The organism is Nostoc sp. ATCC 53789 (genome assembly GCF_009873495.1).
Lineage (GTDB): Bacteria > Cyanobacteriota > Cyanobacteriia > Cyanobacteriales > Nostocaceae > Nostoc > Nostoc muscorum_A.
Genome location: NZ_CP046703.1, coordinates 6,812,336 through 6,833,614 on the forward strand (window position 1 = coordinate 6,812,336; position 21,279 = coordinate 6,833,614).

Consider the following 21,279-nt stretch of genomic DNA (forward strand, 5'->3'; position numbering starts at 1 on the left):
AAAAATATTTATCTGGGTGAGCAGAAGTTAGAACATGCCCATGCCGCCCATACCGCCCATGCCACCCATGCCGCCCATGCCGCCCATGCCGCCCATGCCGCCCATGCCGCCCATGCCGCCCATATCAGGGGCCGCAGCAGCAGATTTCTTCTCTGGTTTTTCAACAACTATCGCTTCGGTGGTTAAGACCAAACCAGCAATGGAACCAGCGTTTTGCAAAGCTGAACGCACGACTTTGGCAGGGTCGATAATACCAGCCGCGATCAAGTCTTCAAATTCGCCAGTAGCGGCGTTGTAGCCAATGTTGAACTCACTATCCCGGACTTTTGAGACGATTACAGAACCTTCTGCACCAGCGTTGTCTGCTATTTGGCGTAAGGGGGCTTCTAGCGCTCGTTCGACAATATCAGCCCCAATTCTTTCTTCGTCATTTTGTAGGGTCTTTTTAATCTCTTGTACCTTCTTAGCTAAGTGAATTAGAGTTGTTCCTCCACCAGGAACAATACCTTCTTCCACAGCAGCTTTAGTAGCGTTCAGCGCGTCTTCAATCCGCAGTTTACGGTCTTTGAGTTCGGTTTCGGTTGCCGCACCCACTTTAATCACTGCCACACCGCCAGCGAGCTTGGCGATGCGTTCTTGCAGTTTTTCTTGATCGTATTCAGAATCGGTTTCTTCCAACTGCCTGCGAATTTGACCAATCCGCTTTTGTACTTCTGGCTTGGTGACACTGCCAGCTACAATAGTGGTGCTTTCTTTGTCAATGGTGATTTTGCGAGCAGTTCCCAGTGCTTCTAGAGCAGCGGTATCCAAACTTAAGCCGATTTCTTCCGAAATCAACTGTCCATCGGTGAGAATAGCAATATCTTCTAACAAAGCTTTGCGGCGATCGCCAAACCCAGGCGCTTTAATGGCAGCCACGGCTAGTACACCCCGTGCTTTGTTCACTACCAAAGTTGCCAAGGCATCACCTTCGACATCTTCAGCGATGATTAGCAAGGGTTGACCAGAACGGGCGACTTTTTCCAAAATTGGTACTAAATCTTGGATGCTGCCGATTTTTTTATCTGTCACCAAGATCCGGGCGTTTTCAAATTCCACGATTTGCCGCTCGTTGTTGGTGACAAAGTAAGGTGAAATGTAACCCCTGTCAATCTGCATCCCTTCAACTACTTCTAGTTCAGTTGTCAGGGATTTAGATTCTTCAACGGTAATTACACCATCTTTGGTGACTTTTTCCATTGCTTGAGCTAACATTTGACCAACTTCTTCATCGTTACCAGCAGAAACAGTGGCAACTTGAGCGATCGCACTTCCTTCTACTGGCTTGGCTATCTTGGCAATTTCCAGTACCAGTGCCTCAATAGTTTTGTCGATCCCGCGTCTCAAGCTAACTGGGTTACTACCCGCCGCGACGTTCTTCAAACCTTCCCGAATCAAGGCTTGTGCTAAAACTGTGGCGGTGGTTGTACCATCCCCAGCAACATCTTTAGTTTTTGAGGCCACTTCCTGGATGAGTCTTGCACCAGTATTTTCCAAAGGATCTTCTAATTCAATTTCCTTGGCAACAGTGATACCATCGTTGACAATTTGAGGTGCGCCAAATTTTTTCTCTAAAAGGACATTACGACCTTTAGGCCCCAAGGTGATTTTTACGGCATCAGCAAGGGCGTTAACACCCCTTTCTAGAGCTCGCCGCGATTCCTCGTCAAATGCAATAATTTTCGCCATGTTTTATTTCTCCAGCGCTTCCATTAGACAATTTAGCACTCACAGAGCAAGAGTGCTAATCTCTCAATCAGCTCAAGTTACAAATGGAAATAAAAAAAATTGATTAATATACAGGTGATGTTCTTTATAGATACTGGCAGTAATGCTTGAATTGGGAGATGAATCTAGACAACTCCCTTAAGTACCTTGGCATTGCCGACCCTAGCGGCACCGGCTGGTTGGCAGTAGTATTTACGTTTCTTTTGGCTTGGCTTGTAACGTGGCGTTCAATTCCGACAGTCCGCAAATTCGCCTTACGGGTAGGTTGGGCTGACCAACCCAACGCTCGGCGACTCAATCGCGAACCTTTACCCAATGCAGGGGGGCTGGCTATCTACGCGGGTGTAATTGCCGCGCTGGTATTAGCTAGTCTTTTACGACCGATCGAACTCCAAAACGTATTGGCTCAGGTGCTCACTATTCTGTTAGGAGGTTCGATATTAGTCCTGGTGGGCTTTATCGACGATCAGTTCGGCTTACCACCCTCTATTCGATTGTGGGCGCAAATTGTCACGGCGCTGTTGTTGGTAGCTAATGGTATCAGTGTAAGAGTGCTATTTGGTACTCCCATCGACTCGTTCCTGTCTATGTTGCTGACGGTACTTTGGGTAGTAGGAATTACCAACGCCATCAACTTGATGGATGGTATGGATGGTTTGGCAGGAGGAATCAGCTTTATTACCGCCATGAGTTTGTTGGGGGTTGCAGCCCAATTTAATAATCGTGCGGCGGCAATCTTGGTACTTGCAGCTTTAGGAGGAGCTGCATTAGGCTTTTTGCGCCATAATTTCCATCCGTCACGAATTATTATGGGTGATGCTGGAGCATACTTTTTTGGCTATGTGCTGGCAGCAACTAGTATTTTAGGCAAACTGCAACAAAACACAGTTTATGCACTAATTCCCACGGTTTTATTTCTATTGTTGCCAGTAATAGACACCACCCAAGTATTTGTACGGCGGCTACTAGCAGGAAATAACCCTCTTAGTACTCCTGGCAAAGATCATCTGCACCACCGCTTACTTGCTTGGGGACTTTCCCAGCGCCATGCAGCGTTCACGCTTTGGTCAATTACCTTATTTTTCAACTTGCTGGCAATGCGAATACAAGGCATGAGTTTGGCTGTGATGATGACCACCGCCACTAGTATTGTCATTCTTTTGGGCTTTACTGTCTGGCAAAGAATACGCCAACAGCCTTAGTTGCTTGTAGGGTCGGCATTACAATGCTAGCCCTACTCTGGTTTTTTCTCGGTGTGATTCAAATTTTAGATTTTCAATTTTGGATTGAAAAATTCAAAATTGAAAAACGTCTGTTCGTGCAGCGTTCGCACCAAGAATTCAAGCTTGAGAACGTTACGAATTACGTAAAGCCTAGAGAGCGTCAATTACGAATTACGTTAGCGTAGCGGGGCGTAGCCCATTACGAATTCAGATGCAACATCTAAAAATCTACCCCCCGTTTAAGTTCTACACCTTGATTTGCATAATGTTTGTGGCAATACACCTCTGAATGAACGCTAGCCAAGTCGAAGTATGCTGGTTGATTTTGACAGCGACCAGTGATGATGATTTCGGTGTCGCGGGGTTTGCGGAGCAAAGCTTGAACAATGGGTTCAACGGGGAGTAGTTCTAAGTCAACGGTAGGATTGAGTTCATCGAGAATAATAGTTTTATACATTCCAGAGGCGATCGCAACTTTTGCGATTTCCCAACCTCTTTCGGCTTCTACATAGTCTAATTCTTGCCGGGAATTGCGCCAAACAATCGCATCTCCACCACAGCGCTGATGATCCACCACTTCTGGATATGACTGCTGCAAAGCGGCGATCGCAGCATCTTCTGTGTAGCCGCTACCACCTTTAAGCCACTGCATAATTAACACACGGGTAGACCCTGGATGATTGATTCCCCTACCAATGGCCTGTAAGGCTTTGCCCAAAGCACTAGTAGACTTACCTTTACCAGCACCAGTATAAATTTCAATCCCTTCCAAGAATAGGGCTTTGGCTGTGGGATGGTGATGAGGTTTCATTTCTGAGTGCAAATCTGCAATATCGAGTAACTTTGGCGGTGCGGCGCGTCCGGTAGCAATGATTTCTAATTCTTGGGGTTTGGATTTTAATGTCTTTACCACTTCATCTACTGGTAGCAAACCCAAATCCAGAACGGGGTTAATTTCATCCAAGACGACAACTGAATATAAACCGCTAGCGATCGCACCTTTGGCGACATCCCAACCCCGCATCGCCTCATTTCGGTCAAAGGTGGTAATTTCTTCTGGGCCAAAAAATTCGGCTCTCCCAGTGCGAACCTGGTCTATTAAATGGGGAAACCCACGCTGCAAAGCTGCGATCGCTCCATCTTCGTCATAATCACGTTCCGGTCCCTTTAAAAAGCGCAGCAGTAAAACACGGTTAGAATCGCTAGGCGTATTTATCCCCAACCCAATAGAGCGCAAAACCACACCCAAAGCCGCTTGAGACTTACCTTTACCCACGCCATCGTAGACGTGAATTTGACCAATGAGCCGTTCTTGACGCACTTGCGCCGTGCGAATACCGATACCGTTCCTTGTCATCTCTCGAAAAGCTATAAGTGGCAGTCTTTAATCTTACCTAACGTCTTGTAATCTTAGGTAGAGAAACTAGCCCTCTAGCCGAATTTCTCACGTATCGTGTAGTTCGGGTGGGGAGTGTGGGAGGTGTGGGAGGTGTGGGAGGCAATGCAGCGTTCATTGATGTGCAGTTATTCAATTCCTCCTCTTTCTCCCCACACTCCCCACACCCCCCACACTCAAGTCAGTCTAACGTCCCCGTACAAGCATCAGCTTGATGTATTAACAATATCAATCAGGGATTACTGGCACACGAGCATAGTAAAGGACAAGAACAATGTAATAATTTCCCCCATCACCCTCACTATCCCAGTTATACTCTCTACAGCTATACCTTACCCTTGACCATTTATGCCTGAGAATTGGATGCTTCCGAGGATTTTTCCCATTGGTGGAATTCTGTTTGACTTTTTATTTGTACTGATTGCCATCCCCATCGAAGCTTATCTTTTGCACTATCGACTCAAATTTGACAAAAAAACTAGTACTTTTTATGCTATTTCTATCAATTTATTTTCTAGTGTAATTGGTTGGTTCATATTTTTTGTATCAGAACCAATGTTACCGATACAGATGAGAGCAGAATTAATTAACTATATGTTTTTTAATAACTTTAAATCACCTAATACACAAGCCTTCCTAATATTCACTGCTTTTATAATTTTCTTTGCTACTTTCTTGATGAAGTTTTTCATTTTAAAAGTATTATTACTATCATTAAATGAGCAACTTTTTAAAAAAGAAGAGGAAGCAGAAGCACCAATATCTCAACGGCGACGATGGCGGACTTTTGGCAACTTGAAATTCCAAAGTAATAATTTAATAATTACTGTACTAATAGCGAATTCCCTGAGTTATAGTGCTATAACTCTTATTCTATTATTTAGTGCAAAATAGCAAGTTTTTACTTAAAAAGAAGATGAGTGATTAGTTAATTAGGTGGAAGGAGGAACATGAATACGCTACTTAAAGATGTATTTGGGATTTTTAAATTTGCGGAAGGGCTTTATGCGGGAATTAGAAAAGTATTAGTTCCACCCAAAGCTTATTCTTGGCAGACCTTTATTTATTTGAGTGTTTTTTCTTGGGTACTTTCATATTTAGCTACAGGCTACATCAAAGATATCATTGCCTTTTTCGGTTGGTTATTTTTAATTGCCGGCACAGCTTGGTATACAACTCAAGATCCTTTGAGAGTTCCTGGCACTTTTATGCCAGTTGGGGCAGTAATTACTGGATTCTTAGTAAGCGTTTTTGCTTTTGGAAATCAACAGGATGTAATTACACCAAGAACAATCGTTTTTTGGCCGACAATTTCAGCACTAATTACGGCAATACCAGAGTTTATTGAAGGAAGTGACACTGACGCTAAAGCTAGAATTCCTAAGCCACAAGACCGCCAAAGAATCATAATTTTAGTTGCTAGTAGTATGCTACTAAGTTGCTGGATTCAGTTTTACTTTGTAATGGATCATTGGTTTCAACAATATCCTAGTTTGCAAGCAGATACTTTTAAACGTAGTACCGTTGTTGTCAGAACAGAAGAACGAGTAAAAATCCCGCAAAACGGTGTTGTAATTCTAGAAAGACTTCAACCAATAGTAGTAGAACAAATAAACCAAACACCTTGGTCAGAAGTAGAGAAATGGTTGCTTGAGGCAAAACAACGAGTAGGAACTCTAGGTAGAGCAGTAATTCAAAAAAGCTTGGGTAAATATGAAGAGAAGGATTTATGGCGCATTGAACCGCGTGTAGCTAATACTAAGTCTGGATATATATTAGATTTATTAAGTATTTGGATAGGGCCAAGTTCTAACCTACGAGGCTATTACTTGAAAAAATCTTGTCGAATTGAACCAGTTGCAGCAACTAGCAATTCAGGTAATAAGATTACAGTTGCAGAAATTGAATGCGATCGCGCCAGTAAATTAATTGCCGGATCGCCGCCTCCGCAGCAGTGAGAAGAGAGCAGGGAGCAGGGGAGCAGAGGAGCAGAGGAGCAGGGGAGCAGAGGAGCAAGGGGAGAATAACTAATGACAAATGACAAATGACTATTAACAGAATTTTTGTATTGGCAAAGAATGTATTTCAGGAAGTGATACGCGATCGCATCCTATATATTATTGGTTTTTATGCACTTATACTCGCTGCTGCCTTTCGCGTCCTTCCTGAATTTGCAGCTACGACTGAAGACAAGATGTTTTTAGACTTCGGGATGGCGGCGATGAATGCCATCGGGTTAATTGTGACGATATTTATTGGTACAGGACTAGTTAATAAAGAAATTGAAAAACGCACTATTTTGGTGTTAATTGCGAAACCTGTCAGTCGCAGCGAAATTATCGTCGGCAAATACTTAGGTTTATCCGCAGTAATAGCTGTACTTGTCGCCACGATGACGGTAATTTATCTGATATTTCTGCAATTTGCTAACATTCCTCATCCAACGGCGAGTATTTTAATTGCTGCAATTTTCTTAGTATTGCAGTTGTCATTAATCACCGCTATAGCTATTACCTTCAGTGTTTTTACTGCTTCTCTTCTAGCGACTGTTTTAACCTTTGCGGTATATTTAATCGGAAATATTACTCAAGATTTAGTCCAACTAGGCCGTTTGAGTCGTAACCCTGGTATAGAACTTCTCACTCAAGGTTTGTTTCTGATTTTGCCAGATTTATCTCGATTAGATTTAAAAAATGATGCCGTTTATGGTCTGCAAGCACTACCTGACACAACTGCACTGATTACAAATGCTGGCTATGGTTTACTTTATAGTGCCCTGTTATTAGCGATCGCTATTTTTATTTTCTCACAACGTGAATTTTAGTATTTGGGAATTGGGAATTGGAGCAAACATAAAGTTCTCCTCTCCTGACAAATGACAAATGACTAATGACAAATGACTAATGACTAATAAATAACTATCTGAGGTTGCTTAATTGTGCCATCAGGCATGATAGTATCCCTGAACCTCGCATAAATCAGGTTTGTCTCCCAAAGGTTCGCTTGACTCAAGTTTGCCTTGGTTAAATTTGCCCATGTCAAGTCTGCACCAGTTAAGTTAGCCTCGGCTAAATTAGCTTCTAGTAATTTTGCTCCACATAACTTTGCTCCTGTGAGATTTGCTCTAACTAAGTTAGCTTCAATCAGTGATGCTTCAATTAATTTGGTTTCACTTAAGTCTGCTTCTCTCAAATCTACATCGCATAAAGAAGCACCCCAAAGATTACTACCTGTAAATTTCGCCCGCCATAAGAAAGTTCCGCACAAATTTGCTCGTGTTAAATCAGCATTAATCAAATTAGCTTCACACAAAGATGCTTCATACAAATTAGCGTCGCGTAAGCTAGCTTGCATCAAATTTGCACCACTTAAATTAGCACGAGTGAGAACACAGCCACACAAATTTGCGCGACTCAAATCTGCTCCTATAAAGTTAACACCATTTAAATTAATTCCTTTTAGGTCAATTCCACTCAAGTCACATCCACTGAAATCTCGGCGTTGAAAATACTTGTTTGTGATTTGACTTAATATAAATTCCTGCTTATCAGCATAATTTTTCATGGTATTCACCTCTGGGTGTAATTTATCTCAAAGGTCGAGTGTGATAGTTACCGTATATTGAGAGTACACCCCAAATGCAGATTAGCTCAGTAAATAATCAAAAATAAATTAACCAAAAATCGCCAATCACCTGAAAATGCGTTTTTTCAGTGGTTTTTAAAACAAAAAATGCTGACATAGGTCAGGAAACATTGATAAGGTAAGGGAATCTTCAGCTACAGAAAGGAAGCCCGCCCATATTGGTGTATTAAGGTTGATAGCGAAGGCTAAAGTAAAAGCCATCATCCTGAGCGTTATTGCCGCGATCGCTCAGATCGATAAATGGAAATCCATAATCGAGCCGCAAAAACAGATTATCAATTCCCATTGCCTGATTCCATAATAATCCTAAGCCTGCACCTACCAAAAAAGTTTGATTGGGTAGCAGATTGGGATTATTTGACTGATTCCAGACGGCTCCCATGTCCAGAAATGGCGCGAGTTGAATTATGGATAATCCAGATTCATTGCGCTGGACTGTGAACCGATCTTCGATCGCTACACGAAATCCATTATCCCCTGAGCGGATATTTTGGCGATATCCCCTTACAGACTGTCCACCGCCAATCACAAATTGCTGGGAGGGTAAAAGGCTATCTGGTGTTAGCTGTAAGTCTGCTTGTATAAGTAAGAGATGATCGGCGCTGAGTTGCTGCACGCGCTGTATTTGACCCAACCAACTGAAAAAGCGACCATCGGGTATGGGGTCATTGTTGATAGTTGCATCTAATACGTCAATGCCAAAATTAAATTGCGATCGCAAAAACCAAGCTCCTTGAGGTTCGCGCTTAATATAATCTTGACCAAATTTAATTACGCTGGTGCGGCTAACGCCATTGGCATCAGGGCCAATACCAAAGGGTTGTGCCAAGTTTTCAAATAGGAAGGTTTGACCATCTTGATAGGTAAATCCCAAAGATAGGGCAAATTCTTCTCTTGGCGATCGCATCAATGGTTGACGATAATTGATTTCATAAAGATCCTGGTTGGCGCGAATGCCAAAAGCATCAAAGGGTGCCTCAGTGATTTCATTGCGATTAAATGCCGCTCTAATCTGCACCTTGCCATTCATGGCGTTCACAGGAACTTGATAGCTAAAATCAAAGGCATCGGAACCACCAGAAAGGGTGTGGTAATAGGAGCCGGCTAACTCATCTCCCATCCCAGTTAAATTGCGATCGCGCAGTTCAATACCTAATCTTTCCGCACCAATACTCGGAGGCGAATAATTATCTACACCCAAGCTACCAGTTAAAGGGTTAGCCTCTTCAACTCTGACAATGAGAACACTTTGACCAACCTTACCCGTTGGACGCAGACGTGCTTCTACATTTGTAAATAAGGGATCGAGTCGCAACAGCTTTAGTTGATCTTCGAGCTTACTAGTATTCAGAGGAGTACCAGCACCTAATTGGATGCGACTACGAACATAAGATGGGTTTAATCGTCGCGTCCCTTCGATCTCAATCTCTGTCAAACGCCCTTCAATTACCCTAATTACCACAACACCATCGGCGGTACTAGGTTGCTGAATGTCTGGAACTGCTCTGGAATTTATATAGCCTTTATTTAAGTAAAGCTGGGTAATAGCATCTGCCGCTTGTCTGATTTCTTCTAAAGTTAAGTCCCGTTCTTCAAAGGGTTTGACAACTGGATTAAAGTCATTTTCATTAAAAACTGTGCTATCTACAACCTGGATTTTACGAACCCGAATTCGTTGTGGTGTTTCTGGTTGGGGATTTGGTTCGGCTTGATTGGGGTTATTTTCCGGGGTAGTTTCTGATGCTTGTACTATTTGTAACTCTGGCTGACTACTCTTTTGAGTCGAGTCTGGTGTCAATATATTCGCCGTAGCTCTAAGTCCATTTGCAGTTACAATCCAGACCGCAGGCAGAATTAGTAAGCCACACTGAAAACTGAAACTGTGCTTATTTAATCTAGTAGTTGCTAGAGTTTGCCAAGTGTTTAACTGATGAGAGAAACAGACAATGCTTTTCTGATTAGTTGTTTTCGGCTTAATACCAGTTTCTGTTTCTTTTCTCATTTATCCTCAGTGGGTGCCTTATTTAACAACTGGGCTGATCTTGATTTTTGAGTGTGCTATGGCTGTATGAATATTTCAATATCATATTTTTGACATTCAAATTTCAGAAGATTTGTAACTAAAACAATAATTAACAGCAATTTTTTCTAAGTGATAGCCCGTAGCATTATATTGTGGTAACAGGTAGAAAACTTGGGAATACTTCGATGCCACCACTGATCTCCATAGTCATCGTCAATTACAACCGGGAGTCTTACCTTGGGGTAGCGATCGCCAGCGTATTAGCGCAAACATGGCAAGACTTTGAGCTACTAATTTGGGATGATGGCTCTACAGATGGATCAGTGGCGATCGCAAATGCTTATGCTCAACAAGATAGGCGAGTGCGGGTAGTAGAAGCACAGCATCAAGGCGTTTCTGCGGCTTGTAAGATAGCGATCGCTCAAACTAGCGGCAGTTACATCGGTATCGTAGACAGTGATGATATCCTAGCCCCTACCGCCCTCGCCCAAACTGCTACAGTACTAAATCGCCACCCAGAAACAGGATTTGTTTACACCGACTACTTAAATATTGATGAAAAAAGTCAAGTCATCGGCTACGGTCATCGCTGTGACATTCCTTACTCCCCAGAGGGGCTGTTGGTAAACTTCATGACTTTCCACTTCCGCCTGATGCGCCGTTCAGCTTACGACCAGGTGGGAGGTGTTAACAAGTCGTTCCGATGTGCCGAAGATTACGACTTGTGTCTACGACTTTCAGAAGTAGCTCAAGTGCGCCGAGTTGAAGAGCCACTGTACTTATACCGAAATCATTCCCAAAGCATCTCTGTTACTAGAAAAAGTGAACAAATACTCTGGTCACAGAAGGCGATCGCTCAAGCACTTTGGCGACGCGGATTAGCAGAAAAGTTACAAATCGATGTAGAATTGCCCGAAAGTCGCTTCATCTTGCGGCGTAAAAAACCTCTACTACACAAAATCGCCGCTTCAGTCCTAGCTATTTTGCCTCTGGTGACAGTCACTAGTACGGCATTATCCCAGGCACAACAAATTGTCCCTGCTGCCGATGGGACAAACACAATTGTTACACCCAACGGTAATCAACTTGATATCACTGGCGGTACAACTTCTGGAGATGGTGCTAACCTCTTCCACAGCTTTCAACAATTTGGAATTTCACCAGAACAAATCGCCAACTTTCAAGCTAGTCCGGCGCTGCAAAATATCCTTGGTCGAATTACAGGCGGGAATGCCTCGGTTATCAATGGCTTAATTCAGGTAACAGGTGGCAATGCTAACCTCTTCTTGATGAATCCAGCCGGATTTATTTTTGGATCAAACGCCAGCTTAAATGTACCTGGTGCTTTCACGGTGACAACAGCCAATGGCATTGGTTTTGGTAGCAGTTGGTTCAATGCCATTGGTGTTAATGATTACGCTGCTTTAGTTGGCAACCCCAACGGATTTGCCTTTAGTATGAACCAGCCAGGAGCGATCGCAAATGCTGGAAATTTGGCAGTAGGCGCTGGGCAAAATTTGAATTTATTGGGTGGTACTGTAGTCAACACCGGGCAACTTTCGGCACCGGGAGGGCAGATTTCGATCACATCCGTACCAGGGCAAAATTGGGTGCGTCTCAGTCAGCCAGGAAACTTGTTGAGTCTAGAAATTCAACCCCTTACCTCTAGTAGCACCCAACCCAATAACTGGACAATTCCCATCGCCTCAATACCTGAATTGCTCACAGTTGGTAACACTGGGTTAACTGCCAATCCTGATGGGACTGTAAAGTTAACAGAATCTAATGTGACGATTCCCACAACACCAGGCACAACAATTGTTTCAGGCAAAGTGGATGTATCAAGTCAGATAGGCGGTACGGTAACTGCTTTGGGTAAAAAAGTTGCGCTGGTTGATGCCAATATTAACGCCTCTGGAACCAATGGCGGCGGTACTGTGTTAATTGGCGGCGATTACCAAGGTAAGGGAACTTTACCCAACGCAGATCAAACTTATGTTAATTCCAACTCCGTCATTAATGCCGATAGCAATTTAAATGGAAACGGCGGACGCGTCATTATTTGGGGTAACGACACAACTCAATATTTTGGTAAAATTTCGGCTCGTGGAGGAGCGAATTCTGGCAATGGTGGTTTTGTAGAAGTATCAGGCAAAAATTTCTTAACCTACAACGGTTTAGTAGATGCTTCAGCCCCTAATGGCAGCTTTGGCACTTTATTATTAGACCCCAGCACATTGACTATTATCGATGGTGAAGTAGGTACTTTTGATGCTACAGCTGGCAATATTGCCTTTGGCGATGCAGATATTGGGGCGAATACAGTTTCATGGGGTGCGATCGCAGCTTCGGGTGCAAATATCAGCTTACAAGCTACAGGCAATATTACGATCAATGACATCACCGGAGCTACACCCGGAGTAACTACCGATGGTGTTGCTACTTTAGCCTTGGGCGGTGGTAGCTTCAGCCTAAACTCACAAAGCGGTTCTGTAAACTTTGTTGACCCTACCAACACAATCCAGACAAGCGGAGGAGCCATTAACATTTCGGGAGCCAGCTTATTACTAGGAAATCTAAACACAACTGGTAATTTCGCTAGAAGCGGGAATGTAAATTTGTTTGCGACAGGCAATATTAGTGCAGGCAACATTATTGCCAGTGGACAAGGCTATTCAGCAGGTAATGTTCAAGTCGTAAGTAGCAATGGTGGAATTACCCTCAATCAGATCAACACCAGCAATAGTGGAGGGGGGAGTACCACGGGTGGAACGGTGACTTTGACTGCGGCAGGCAATATCCTCACTGATACTATTGATTCTTTTTATTCTTCTTCCAGAGATGCTAGTGGCTTAGGTCGTGGTGGCGATATAGTCGCAACAACTACAGCAGGTAGTATTACCACTGGGGCGATTGACTCATCTGTAGTCAAGACCGGAGGTGTCAATTTTACTGGCACGGCTGGCGCAGTCACCTTAACTGCCACAGAGAATATTACCGTTAATGGTGGTATTGATGCCTCAGCCAGTGCCACTGGAGTGGAGGGTGATGCAAGTGCTACAGGTGGCAACATTACTTTACGAACTACCAATCCCTTTGGCAGCACAATTCGCTTTAACAACATCAACACACAGGCCACAACGGATTTTGTTAATGGCAACACTGTTCAAGGTGGCAATGTGCAAGTGCTGACAAACGGACTAGTTCAAGGAATAGGGGTAGGTACTACCATCGCCACCGGCGGAATTTTCGATTCTGGAGAAGGAGTAACCACTAGCATCGCCGGAGGTACTGTCACAATTCGACATGATGGTGACCCAGATAATGTGCCATTTATTGTGGGTGATGCGACCAGTACTAATGGTACAGCCGGAACAATTGATGTGGGAGGCGGTACAACCATCGCTTCGGGTAACTTCCCAGTATTGCCAACTGGTGGAGATGCCATCGGCACCCCAATCGGCATCACCATTACTTCCGTCAACACTCCGCCTGTATTAACGGCAAACTCATCGCTACCCAACACCCAGACCAATCAAGCTGTAACCTTGACATTCTCTAGCTTGGCTGCACTGGTCAGCGATGCTAATAATGACATCACCTCCATCCAAGTTAATGCAGTGAATACAGGAAATCTGACTGTCAATGGACTTCCCGTCATTCCTGGGGTAACTACCTTATCTAACGGTGATACTTTGGTGTATACCCCTCCGACTGATGTGAATGGCTCACTAAATGCCTTTGTAATTAGTGCAAATGACCGCGTTTCGTCTTCTGCACCTGTACAGATAGGAATCAACGTCAGTCAGATTCCTCCCACCATTCCTACTCCACTCCCTACCCCGACTTTTACCCCGAATCCTCCCCCTTGTTCATTCCAATGCACTCCAGGTAAACCGAATGTCCCTGGCCCCAATAATCCTAAAATTGACAACCCCGTTATTAATACCGATCCCACACCCGAAGATCAATTCACAGATGATTTTGCCGACCATTTAGGCATCCCGACTCCTAAAATTAAAACACTAGATGATGCCAAAGAAATTGCTCGCAAAATTGAAGAAGCGACTGGTGTTAAACCTGCATTTATTTACATCAGTTTTGTTCCTGTGGAGATAATACCAGAGAGAAATTTGGGCAAATCTCAAAAATTTACTAAACAATTAAATACTCTAGCAGAGCAGAATAGCGACCAACTGGAAATAGTCGTAGTAACTGGAAAAGGCGACCCCATCCGCAAGCGCATTCCAGAAACGACCAGAGCCAAAGTCCTCCAAGTAGCTCAGGAATTTCGTGACCAAATAGTTAGTCCACAAAACCGTCGCCGCACCGGTTATTTGCGTCCATCTCAACAACTTTATCGCTGGATAATTGCACCACTAGAGGCAGATTTACGAGCAAGAGAAATCAATAATTTAGTTTTTCTACCAGATATTGGGTTACGTTCAACCCCAATGGCAGCACTTCATGATGGCAAGGGATTTCTAGTAGAAAAATATAGCATTGGCTTGATGCCCAGTATCAGCTTGACTAACACCCTTTATAAAGACATTAAAAAATCTCAAATTTTAGCGCTAGGGGTTTCTCAGAGTACACAAGGACAAGAGCCTTTACCAGCAGTTCCCCTGGAGTTATCAACACTGGTGTCTAAACTTTGGCAGGGCAAATTATTGTTAGACAAGCAAGCTACCTTAGAAAATCTCAAAACTATCCGCCGCCAACAACCTTTTGGGATTATTCACATGGCAACCCATGCCGATTTTACTACCGGCGCTTTGAGTAATTCTTATATTCAACTGTGGGAAGACAAGTTACGCTTGAACCAATTACGACAGTTGCGTTTGAATGAACCCGAAGTTGAAATGCTGGTGCTGAGTGCTTGTAGAACAGCATTAGGAGATGAAGAGTCAGAGCTTGGATTTGCAGGTTTAGCAGTACTGGCAGGCGTGAAAACTAGTGTTGCTAGTCTTTGGTCGGTTAATGATGCTGGTACAGCAGCCTTGATGACGAAATTTTATCAAAACTTGAGGACAGCTCCAATTAAGGCAGAAGCCCTCAGACAGGCTCAGGTAGCTATGGCCAAAGGGGAAATTTACGTTAAAAATGGTCAATTAGAAGGTTTGGGAGTAGTGGGGAACTTGTCTTTACCTACTAACAGTGCTGATGAAGGGGAGCAATTACTTACCCATCCTTATTATTGGTCTGGATTCACAATGGTTGGTAATCCTTGGTAAAGTAGCAAGAGGAATTATGCTCTCACCCTTTTACCCACGAAGAATTTTAGGCAAAAATGCGATCGCTTAACAAAATTCTAAACGCAGACATAAGCCAACTGAGCCAAGAACCAAGAATACTTGCAAATCATCCCCACCTATGCCAAAAGTTGTGGCACAAAAACCAACATATAAACCTCATCTATGTTGAAACCTAGAGTTTTTTAAAAGATATATTGATGTAGGTTGGGTGGAGTGAAACGCAACCCAACATTACCACCAAATTTTATGTTGGGTTACGCTATCGCTGCACCCAACCTACAAAACTACGGGTTAATTATGGCGATCGCGTGGGAATACTTTGAGATATAGCAATTGCAACAAATAGTATGAGCTACTGTACCAATATTGACTGCTTGCGTCCGCAAAATTCTGACAGTTCTCGTTTTTGTCATAGTTGTGGTCAGGAATTGTTACTTAAGCAGCGATATCGTGCGATCGCTGTCATTGGGTGCGGTGGCTTTGGGAGAACGTTTTTAGCTATTGATGAACATCTTCCAGCTAAACCAAAATGTGCAATTAAGCAGCTATGTTTCCAAGAGGAAAATACTGAGGTTTGGCACAAGGCAGTCAGCCTATTTAACCAAGAGGCACTTCGTCTCAATGAACTAGAACACTCTCAAATACCCAAGTTATTAGCACACTTTGAACAAAATAAAAAGTTTTATATCGTCGAGGAATTAATTGATGGCCAAACACTTGCTCAGGAATTACAACAACAAGGCGTTTTTAAAGAACCGCAAATATGGGAGATATTAAAAAGTTTATTGCTCACACTGCAATTTATCCATTCCCGGCAAGTAATTCACCGAGATATTAAACCAGAAAATATTATGCGCCGTTCTGTTCGAGGAGATTTGGTTTTAATAGATTTTGGAATTGCTAAACTCGCCACGAATACCAGGCAACTTCGTACAGGCACAATAGTAGGTACTCCAGAATATGTTGCTCCAGAACAAATGCGGGGAAAAGCATTACCAGCTAGCGATCTTTACAGCTTGGGTGTAACATGTATTTACTTACTCACTGCTATTTCTCCCTTTGATTTGTTCGATATTGTTAGCGATCGCTGGGTATGGCAAGAACATTTACCAGCAAACAATATTGTTAGCGATCGCCTTTCTCAAATATTAGATAAACTTTTACAAAATGCCGTTTCGCAACGCTTTCAATCTGCCACAGAAGCGTTACAGACACTAGAAGAACAACCAAAAAAACTGCTAAATATTTCTAATTATCATACATTAACTACTATTGATTATAAGCCTTTGCATGATTTATTAGCAAAAGGAAAATGGCAATTAGCAGATAGCGAAACTTGGGAACTGATGTGTCAGGCACTAGCCAAGCCTAGAGGTAGCTATATATTGAGTAGTGAAGTTGATAAATTTCCCTGCCAACATTTGCAGACTATTGACCATTTATGGGTGAATTACAGTCATGGACGCTTCGGTTTTAGTGTGCAAACACTTATTTACAAAAATGTAAATGGAGACTATGGAATTTTTTGTAAACAAGTTGGTTGGCATATATACAATTATACTTCTGCGAACTCGGAATTTAATTTTAGTCTCAAAGCACCAATCGGTCATCTCCCCTCACGTATTTGGATTGGTGGTTCTCAACCGTGGCGATACCCGAATGCTTTAGCTGTAAAACTAGCAGCCTGTGGTATTAGTTAGTTTTGTTGCTGAAAAAGGAACATAAGCTGTTAAGCATTTAATTTGCACATTGAGTGAGATCGCAAGCAATACGGTTCGGTTAAGGTTTTTTGATGAAAATTCTAGATCGCAAAGACGCGATAAATCGTCGTCTCTACAAAAGACTGATTATTGTAGAGACGGCGATTCATCGCGTCTCTTGTCTTAACCGAACCGTATTGGGTTAGGTTTTTGGTGGGTTTTTCCATATAACGTGAAAAGTCAGGATATGGGAGAGGAGACAGGGGATTTCTCTTCGCTTCTCACAATCCCTGCGTCTTTTTTAACGGCGTTCAGTCCATTAAATTTTCTCATTTCCATTGGTGTTAAGCCTTTGAGTACGGTAAACCGTATTTGCTTGTTAGTTCCCAAAGATTAATTAAATTGTTAAGTTTAGTTACATAAATAAAAAAATGCTGCGACATTGCTAAACAGGAGAAATTATGAAAATAGGTAGTATCCTTAAGGATCTAAGACAAATTGAACAACTTTGCGATGCAACCTGGACATTGCATCACACAAGTCAAACTTTCTCAGAAATAAAACTTATTTAACATTATTTAACATTGCAATGAAAGCTACAGATCAATTGGTGCATTTTTTAGAGGAAGAGTTGGGTATTTCGGGTGGAGCAATTTCTCTTGCTTTGCGACATTGTGAGCAGACCCCCAACTTCCTGGCTATGACCCTCTGGCAGTATGGACTGGTAACGCTAGACCAGTTAGCCCAAATTTTTGATTGGTTGGAAACAGTATAAGCTAGCTGCTTGAATTATTTAGACTGGAAATATCTAATTTTTCCATAAAGTTACATTCTCAATAGTTTTCATTCTAAGGATTGGTAACAACATCTATGGCAATTAAAGAACAACCTAAATCACCTCGTTTTCGGATCATTGCTAATATCTTACTGGCAGTATCAGGGCTATTCCTGCTCTTAAATATATTTTTGCCTGGTTTATTTGCTTCTGGCCCTACTGGTGTTCCCTATAGTTTATTTATTCATCAAGTACAAGAAGGGGAAGTTAATCGCGTTTCTGTTGGTCAAAACCAGATTCTCTACGAACTAAAAACAGAAAATGCCGAGCCTGGCGCGGTGTTTGCAACTACACCAATCTTTGATTTAGAGTTACCCAAACTGCTAGAAGAAAAGGGAGTTGAGTTTGCTGCTACACCTCCACCCAAAAATACTTGGATTACAACCCTCTTAAGTTGGGTGATTCCACCACTGATTTTTATTGGTATTTGGCAATTCTTTCTGTCACGTGGTGGCGGCGGTGGCCCTCAAGGTGCGCTTTCCATTGGTAAGAGCAAAGCTAAAGTTTACGTTGAAGGCGAATCAGCTAAAATCACCTTTGCAGATGTGGCTGGCGTAGAAGAAGCAAAAACTGAGTTAGTAGAAATTGTAGATTTCCTCAAGACTCCGGCACGGTTTACGCAAATTGGCGCGAGAATTCCTAAAGGTGTGTTGTTAGTTGGCCCTCCTGGTACTGGTAAGACACTTTTAGCTAAAGCCGTAGCAGGGGAAGCTGGAGTTCCATTCTTCAGTATCTCTGGTTCCGAGTTTGTAGAATTGTTTGTCGGCGTAGGTTCTTCCAGAGTGCGGGATTTGTTTGAACAGGCTAAAAAACAAGCTCCTTGTATTATATTCATTGATGAATTAGATGCGATCGGTAAGTCTCGTAGCAGTAACGGCTTCTACGGTGGTAACGATGAGCGAGAACAGACCCTCAACCAATTACTAACAGAGATGGACGGGTTTGCGGCTGGTGATGCAACGGTGATTGTCCTAGCAGCTACCAACCGCCCCGAAAGCCTTGACTCTGCATTGCTACGTCCAGGCCGCTTTGACCGCCAAGTGTTGGTAGACCGTCCCGATTTATCTGGTCGGGAAGCAATTCTCAAGATTCACGCTCAAAAGGTAAAATTAGGAGATGATGTCAATTTAAAAGCGATCGCTACTCGTACTCCTGGTTTTGCTGGCGCAGATTTGGCAAACTTGGTAAATGAAGCGGCATTATTAGCAGCTCGCAATCTCCGTCAAAGTGTTGCTCAAGAAGACTTTGCCGAAGCAATTGAGCGGGTAGTCGCAGGTTTAGAGAAAAAGAGTCGCGTCATGAACGAGACTGAGAAAAAGATTGTTGCATACCATGAAGTTGGTCACGCAATGGTCGGGGCGCTAACTACAGGAAACGGTCGCGTAGAAAAGATTTCGATTATTCCCCGTGGGATGGCAGCTTTGGGCTACACTCTGCAATTACCAACTGAAGACCGCTTTTTGATGAATGAAGAGGAACTGCGGGGTCAGATTGCAACTCTATTAGGTGGACGTTCCGCCGAAGAGGTTGTGTTTAACAGTATTACCACAGGTGCTTCCAACGATTTGCAACGAGCAACTGACTTGGCAGAACGGATGGTAACATCTTATGGTATGAGCAAAGTCTTAGGGCCATTAGCTTACCAACAAGGACAACAATCGATGTTTTTGGGTAATGGTGGGGCTAATCCTCGACGGGCGGTGAGTGAAGACACATCCAAAGCCATTGATAGCGAAGTCAAGGAAATCGTGGAAACAGCCCACGAACAAGCCCTAGAGATTCTTAGACAGAATCGAGACTTGCTAGAAGCGATCGCGACTCAACTCTTAGAAACAGAAGTCATTGAAGGCGAAAAACTGCACGATTTGTTGAGTCAAGTGAAACCTGTAACTCATTCGTAATTAAGATTTGTCAGATTTCATCAACAGAGGGACGCAGAGCATAACTTTGCGTCCCTCTGCGTTAAACCTCTGCGTTCCTTTGCGTTTCAAAAATGCCACTTACTGCGATACAAACACCAGCTAGGAAAAATGCCAATGCACCCCCAGTTGCACCGATAAAAGGTGTTATTGCTTGTAACTTGGGAAAGATGACACCAAACAAACTCATGGCTAAAGCAAACCCACCAAAATACATCCCAATTCCTAATCCCGCCCATCGCTGAGGTACCAGTCCTAAAACAAAAGGAATTGCCCCATTGACAATTAAACTAAAGCTAGCAACGATTACCGCAATTATCGGAATTTGTGCGCCCACAGATATCATTATCAATAAAGAGGGAATGATTGCACAGATCCCACAAAGCATTGCTTGACGATTACCAATTTTGACGGCGAAGATTCCTGCTGGTATGCTGGCAATTGCGATCGCTAATCCAATCCACACCATAAGCACATCAATATTATCAGTATTCAGTTGGGCCTTTAGGACTTTACCCAAGACATCAAAGAGAAATCGGATACCCCACGCTACACCAAAACCAGTTACTAAAATCAAAGCCAATTTTTGTAACGGCAACTTTACTACTTCTATTTGGTGTCTATCCACAGGTGCTTCTGGAGGATTGACTAATCGCAACACAGCGGCCGCCCCTAGCATGACGAAAGAACCGATCGCAAAGGTATAAACTGGCCCTAAGCTGAGAATAAATTTGTGGCTTATCGGTCTAAAAGCCCCAATCAAACCGCCTGCTAAAGTAACAACACTTACTGCTAAAGGTAACTGGGCTGGTGTAGAATACATTCCCAACAGGCACATGGCTGGAGAACGAAATATTGTCATTGCTAATGCCCAGGCTACCAATGCTATAGGTAAGAGCGATCGCATTACAGTAGTAGGTGGAATTAAACTCACAACGCATGGTATGGCAATAAACAAAGCCGATGCCAGAATCATACCTACTGAGATAAAGGGGAACCGAGTCCCTACCCAGCGTCTAGCTTGGTCTGAAAGTCCACCCATCAATGGTTCCAGCAACGCACTCAAGGCATTTTCGATTAGCACCAAGGCAACTGCCAGTGAAGCGGGAAAACCAAACTGAGTCAAAAGTTGTGGCAAATATATATTATAAATTAACCAGGTGAGGGTAATTGCTCCCTGCACCACTGCCAATACCCAAACTTGCACCCATAAAATATTGAAATGAGATTTTGAGGTAGTCAAGTCGCTTCGCTCCAATTAAAAATTAAAAATTATTAATTAAAAATTCTAAGACGCACTCTACGAGACGCTGCGGGTAGTTTGCTTCTCTATTCGCGCAGCGTCCTGTAGGGAAGGAGTATGTGGACTTGCTAACACTGCGTCATATATTATTGTTGGCTTTGTACCAAAATTAATTAAAAATTATTCTTTTTCTTAATTTTTAACTTTTAATTTTTAATTCCAAAAAGGTCATCAGAAGATGAGGAAATGGGAGACTTAAACCGCAAACTCGCT

The 21,279-nt window shown here is 43.0% G+C and carries 14 protein-coding genes; 8 read left to right on the forward strand and 6 right to left on the reverse strand.

From position 1 onward, the window contains the following. Positions 1-27 precede the first annotated feature (27 nt). Positions 28-1,728: a chaperonin GroEL gene (gene groL / locus GJB62_RS28210; RefSeq protein ID WP_114080851.1), complete on the reverse strand. Its 1,701-nt coding sequence runs from the start codon at positions 1,726-1,728 to the stop codon at positions 28-30. A gap of 158 nt (positions 1,729-1,886) precedes the next feature. Between groL and GJB62_RS28215 the strand changes: the two genes are divergently transcribed. Beyond that, positions 1,887-2,969: an MraY family glycosyltransferase gene (locus tag GJB62_RS28215; RefSeq protein ID WP_114080852.1), complete on the forward strand. Its 1,083-nt coding sequence runs from the start codon at positions 1,887-1,889 to the stop codon at positions 2,967-2,969. Positions 2,970-3,210: 241 nt separating this feature from the next. On the opposite strand, the gene GJB62_RS28220 is transcribed toward GJB62_RS28215, so the two are convergent. Next, positions 3,211-4,347 carry a cob(I)yrinic acid a,c-diamide adenosyltransferase gene (locus GJB62_RS28220; protein WP_114080854.1) on the reverse strand — a complete coding sequence of 379 codons (1,137 nt, stop codon included), beginning with the start codon at positions 4,345-4,347 and terminating at the stop codon, positions 3,211-3,213. A 387-nt stretch (positions 4,348-4,734) separates the two neighbouring features. On the opposite strand from GJB62_RS28220, the gene fraC reads away from it, so the two are divergent. The 3 genes from fraC to GJB62_RS28235 all read left to right on the forward strand — a co-directional run bounded on the left by fraC (position 4,735) and on the right by GJB62_RS28235 (position 7,210). Further along, positions 4,735-5,280 carry a filament integrity protein FraC gene (gene fraC / locus GJB62_RS28225; RefSeq protein ID WP_114080855.1) on the forward strand — a complete coding sequence of 182 codons (546 nt, stop codon included), beginning with the start codon at positions 4,735-4,737 and terminating at the stop codon, positions 5,278-5,280. A gap of 56 nt (positions 5,281-5,336) precedes the next feature. Then, entirely contained in the window at positions 5,337-6,344 is a 1,008-nt protein-coding gene (gene fraD, locus GJB62_RS28230) for a septal junction protein FraD (RefSeq protein WP_114080856.1), read from the forward strand. Between the two features lie 86 nt (positions 6,345-6,430). Beyond that, positions 6,431-7,210 (forward strand): ABC transporter permease, encoded by a 780-nt coding sequence (locus GJB62_RS28235; RefSeq protein ID WP_114080857.1) that lies wholly within the window; start codon positions 6,431-6,433, stop codon positions 7,208-7,210. Positions 7,211-7,293: 83 nt separating this feature from the next. Here the strand turns inward: GJB62_RS28235 and GJB62_RS28240 are convergent, their stop codons facing one another. Together GJB62_RS28240 and GJB62_RS28245 are read right to left on the reverse strand one after the other, a co-directional pair. Next, positions 7,294-7,950, reverse strand: a complete 657-nt coding sequence (locus GJB62_RS28240; RefSeq protein ID WP_114080858.1) for a pentapeptide repeat-containing protein — start codon at positions 7,948-7,950, stop codon at positions 7,294-7,296. A gap of 247 nt (positions 7,951-8,197) precedes the next feature. Further along, complete coding sequence (locus GJB62_RS28245) at positions 8,198-10,033, reverse strand: ShlB/FhaC/HecB family hemolysin secretion/activation protein (RefSeq protein ID WP_114080859.1); 1,836 nt, start codon at positions 10,031-10,033, stop codon at positions 8,198-8,200. 206 nt (positions 10,034-10,239) lie between these two features. On the opposite strand from GJB62_RS28245, the gene GJB62_RS28250 reads away from it, so the two are divergent. Together GJB62_RS28250 and GJB62_RS28255 are read left to right on the forward strand one after the other, a co-directional pair. Beyond that, positions 10,240-15,288: a CHAT domain-containing protein gene (locus tag GJB62_RS28250; RefSeq protein ID WP_114080860.1), complete on the forward strand. Its 5,049-nt coding sequence runs from the start codon at positions 10,240-10,242 to the stop codon at positions 15,286-15,288. Between the two features lie 368 nt (positions 15,289-15,656). Next, the gene (locus tag GJB62_RS28255) at positions 15,657-17,009 is read left to right on the forward strand and encodes a serine/threonine-protein kinase (protein ID WP_114080861.1); all 1,353 of its coding nucleotides are present in this window, start codon (positions 15,657-15,659) and stop codon (positions 17,007-17,009) included. A 101-nt stretch (positions 17,010-17,110) separates the two neighbouring features. On the opposite strand, the gene GJB62_RS38095 is transcribed toward GJB62_RS28255, so the two are convergent. Then, on the reverse strand, positions 17,111-17,236 hold the full coding sequence (locus tag GJB62_RS38095) for a hypothetical protein (RefSeq protein ID WP_256874421.1): 126 nt from the start codon (positions 17,234-17,236) through the stop codon (positions 17,111-17,113). A gap of 362 nt (positions 17,237-17,598) precedes the next feature. Between GJB62_RS38095 and GJB62_RS28260 the strand changes: the two genes are divergently transcribed. Then, complete coding sequence (locus GJB62_RS28260) at positions 17,599-17,784, forward strand: DUF2949 domain-containing protein (protein WP_114080862.1); 186 nt, start codon at positions 17,599-17,601, stop codon at positions 17,782-17,784. A 95-nt stretch (positions 17,785-17,879) separates the two neighbouring features. Beyond that, positions 17,880-19,745, forward strand: coding sequence for an ATP-dependent zinc metalloprotease FtsH (gene ftsH4, locus GJB62_RS28265; RefSeq protein WP_114080863.1), 1,866 nt, complete (start codon positions 17,880-17,882; stop codon positions 19,743-19,745). 61 nt (positions 19,746-19,806) lie between these two features. Here ftsH4 and GJB62_RS28270 read toward each other — a convergent pair whose 3' ends face one another. Further along, positions 19,807-21,006 (reverse strand): MFS transporter, encoded by a 1,200-nt coding sequence (locus GJB62_RS28270; RefSeq protein WP_114080864.1) that lies wholly within the window; start codon positions 21,004-21,006, stop codon positions 19,807-19,809. Between the last annotated feature and the right edge of the window lie 273 nt (positions 21,007-21,279).

Bases quoted from the DNA above. Each gene is read 5' to 3' on its own strand.
- GJB62_RS28245 (WP_114080859.1), bottom strand. From the start codon at position 10,033: ATGAGAAAAGAAACAGAAACTGGTATTAAGCCGAAAACAACTAATCAG.
- GJB62_RS28260 (WP_114080862.1), top strand. From the start codon at position 17,599: ATGAAAGCTACAGATCAATTGGTGCATTTTTTAGAGGAAGAGTTGGGT.
- GJB62_RS28235 (WP_114080857.1), top strand. From the start codon at position 6,431: ATGACTATTAACAGAATTTTTGTATTGGCAAAGAATGTATTTCAGGAA.
- GJB62_RS28215 (WP_114080852.1), top strand. From the start codon at position 1,887: ATGAATCTAGACAACTCCCTTAAGTACCTTGGCATTGCCGACCCTAGC.
- fraD (WP_114080856.1), top strand. From the start codon at position 5,337: ATGAATACGCTACTTAAAGATGTATTTGGGATTTTTAAATTTGCGGAA.
- ftsH4 (WP_114080863.1), top strand. From the start codon at position 17,880: ATGGCAATTAAAGAACAACCTAAATCACCTCGTTTTCGGATCATTGCT.
- fraC (WP_114080855.1), top strand. From the start codon at position 4,735: ATGCCTGAGAATTGGATGCTTCCGAGGATTTTTCCCATTGGTGGAATT.
- groL (WP_114080851.1), bottom strand. From the start codon at position 1,728: ATGGCGAAAATTATTGCATTTGACGAGGAATCGCGGCGAGCTCTAGAA.
- GJB62_RS28255 (WP_114080861.1), top strand. From the start codon at position 15,657: ATGAGCTACTGTACCAATATTGACTGCTTGCGTCCGCAAAATTCTGAC.
- GJB62_RS38095 (WP_256874421.1), bottom strand. From the start codon at position 17,236: ATGGAAAAACCCACCAAAAACCTAACCCAATACGGTTCGGTTAAGACA.
- GJB62_RS28220 (WP_114080854.1), bottom strand. From the start codon at position 4,347: ATGACAAGGAACGGTATCGGTATTCGCACGGCGCAAGTGCGTCAAGAA.
- GJB62_RS28250 (WP_114080860.1), top strand. From the start codon at position 10,240: ATGCCACCACTGATCTCCATAGTCATCGTCAATTACAACCGGGAGTCT.
- GJB62_RS28240 (WP_114080858.1), bottom strand. From the start codon at position 7,950: ATGAAAAATTATGCTGATAAGCAGGAATTTATATTAAGTCAAATCACA.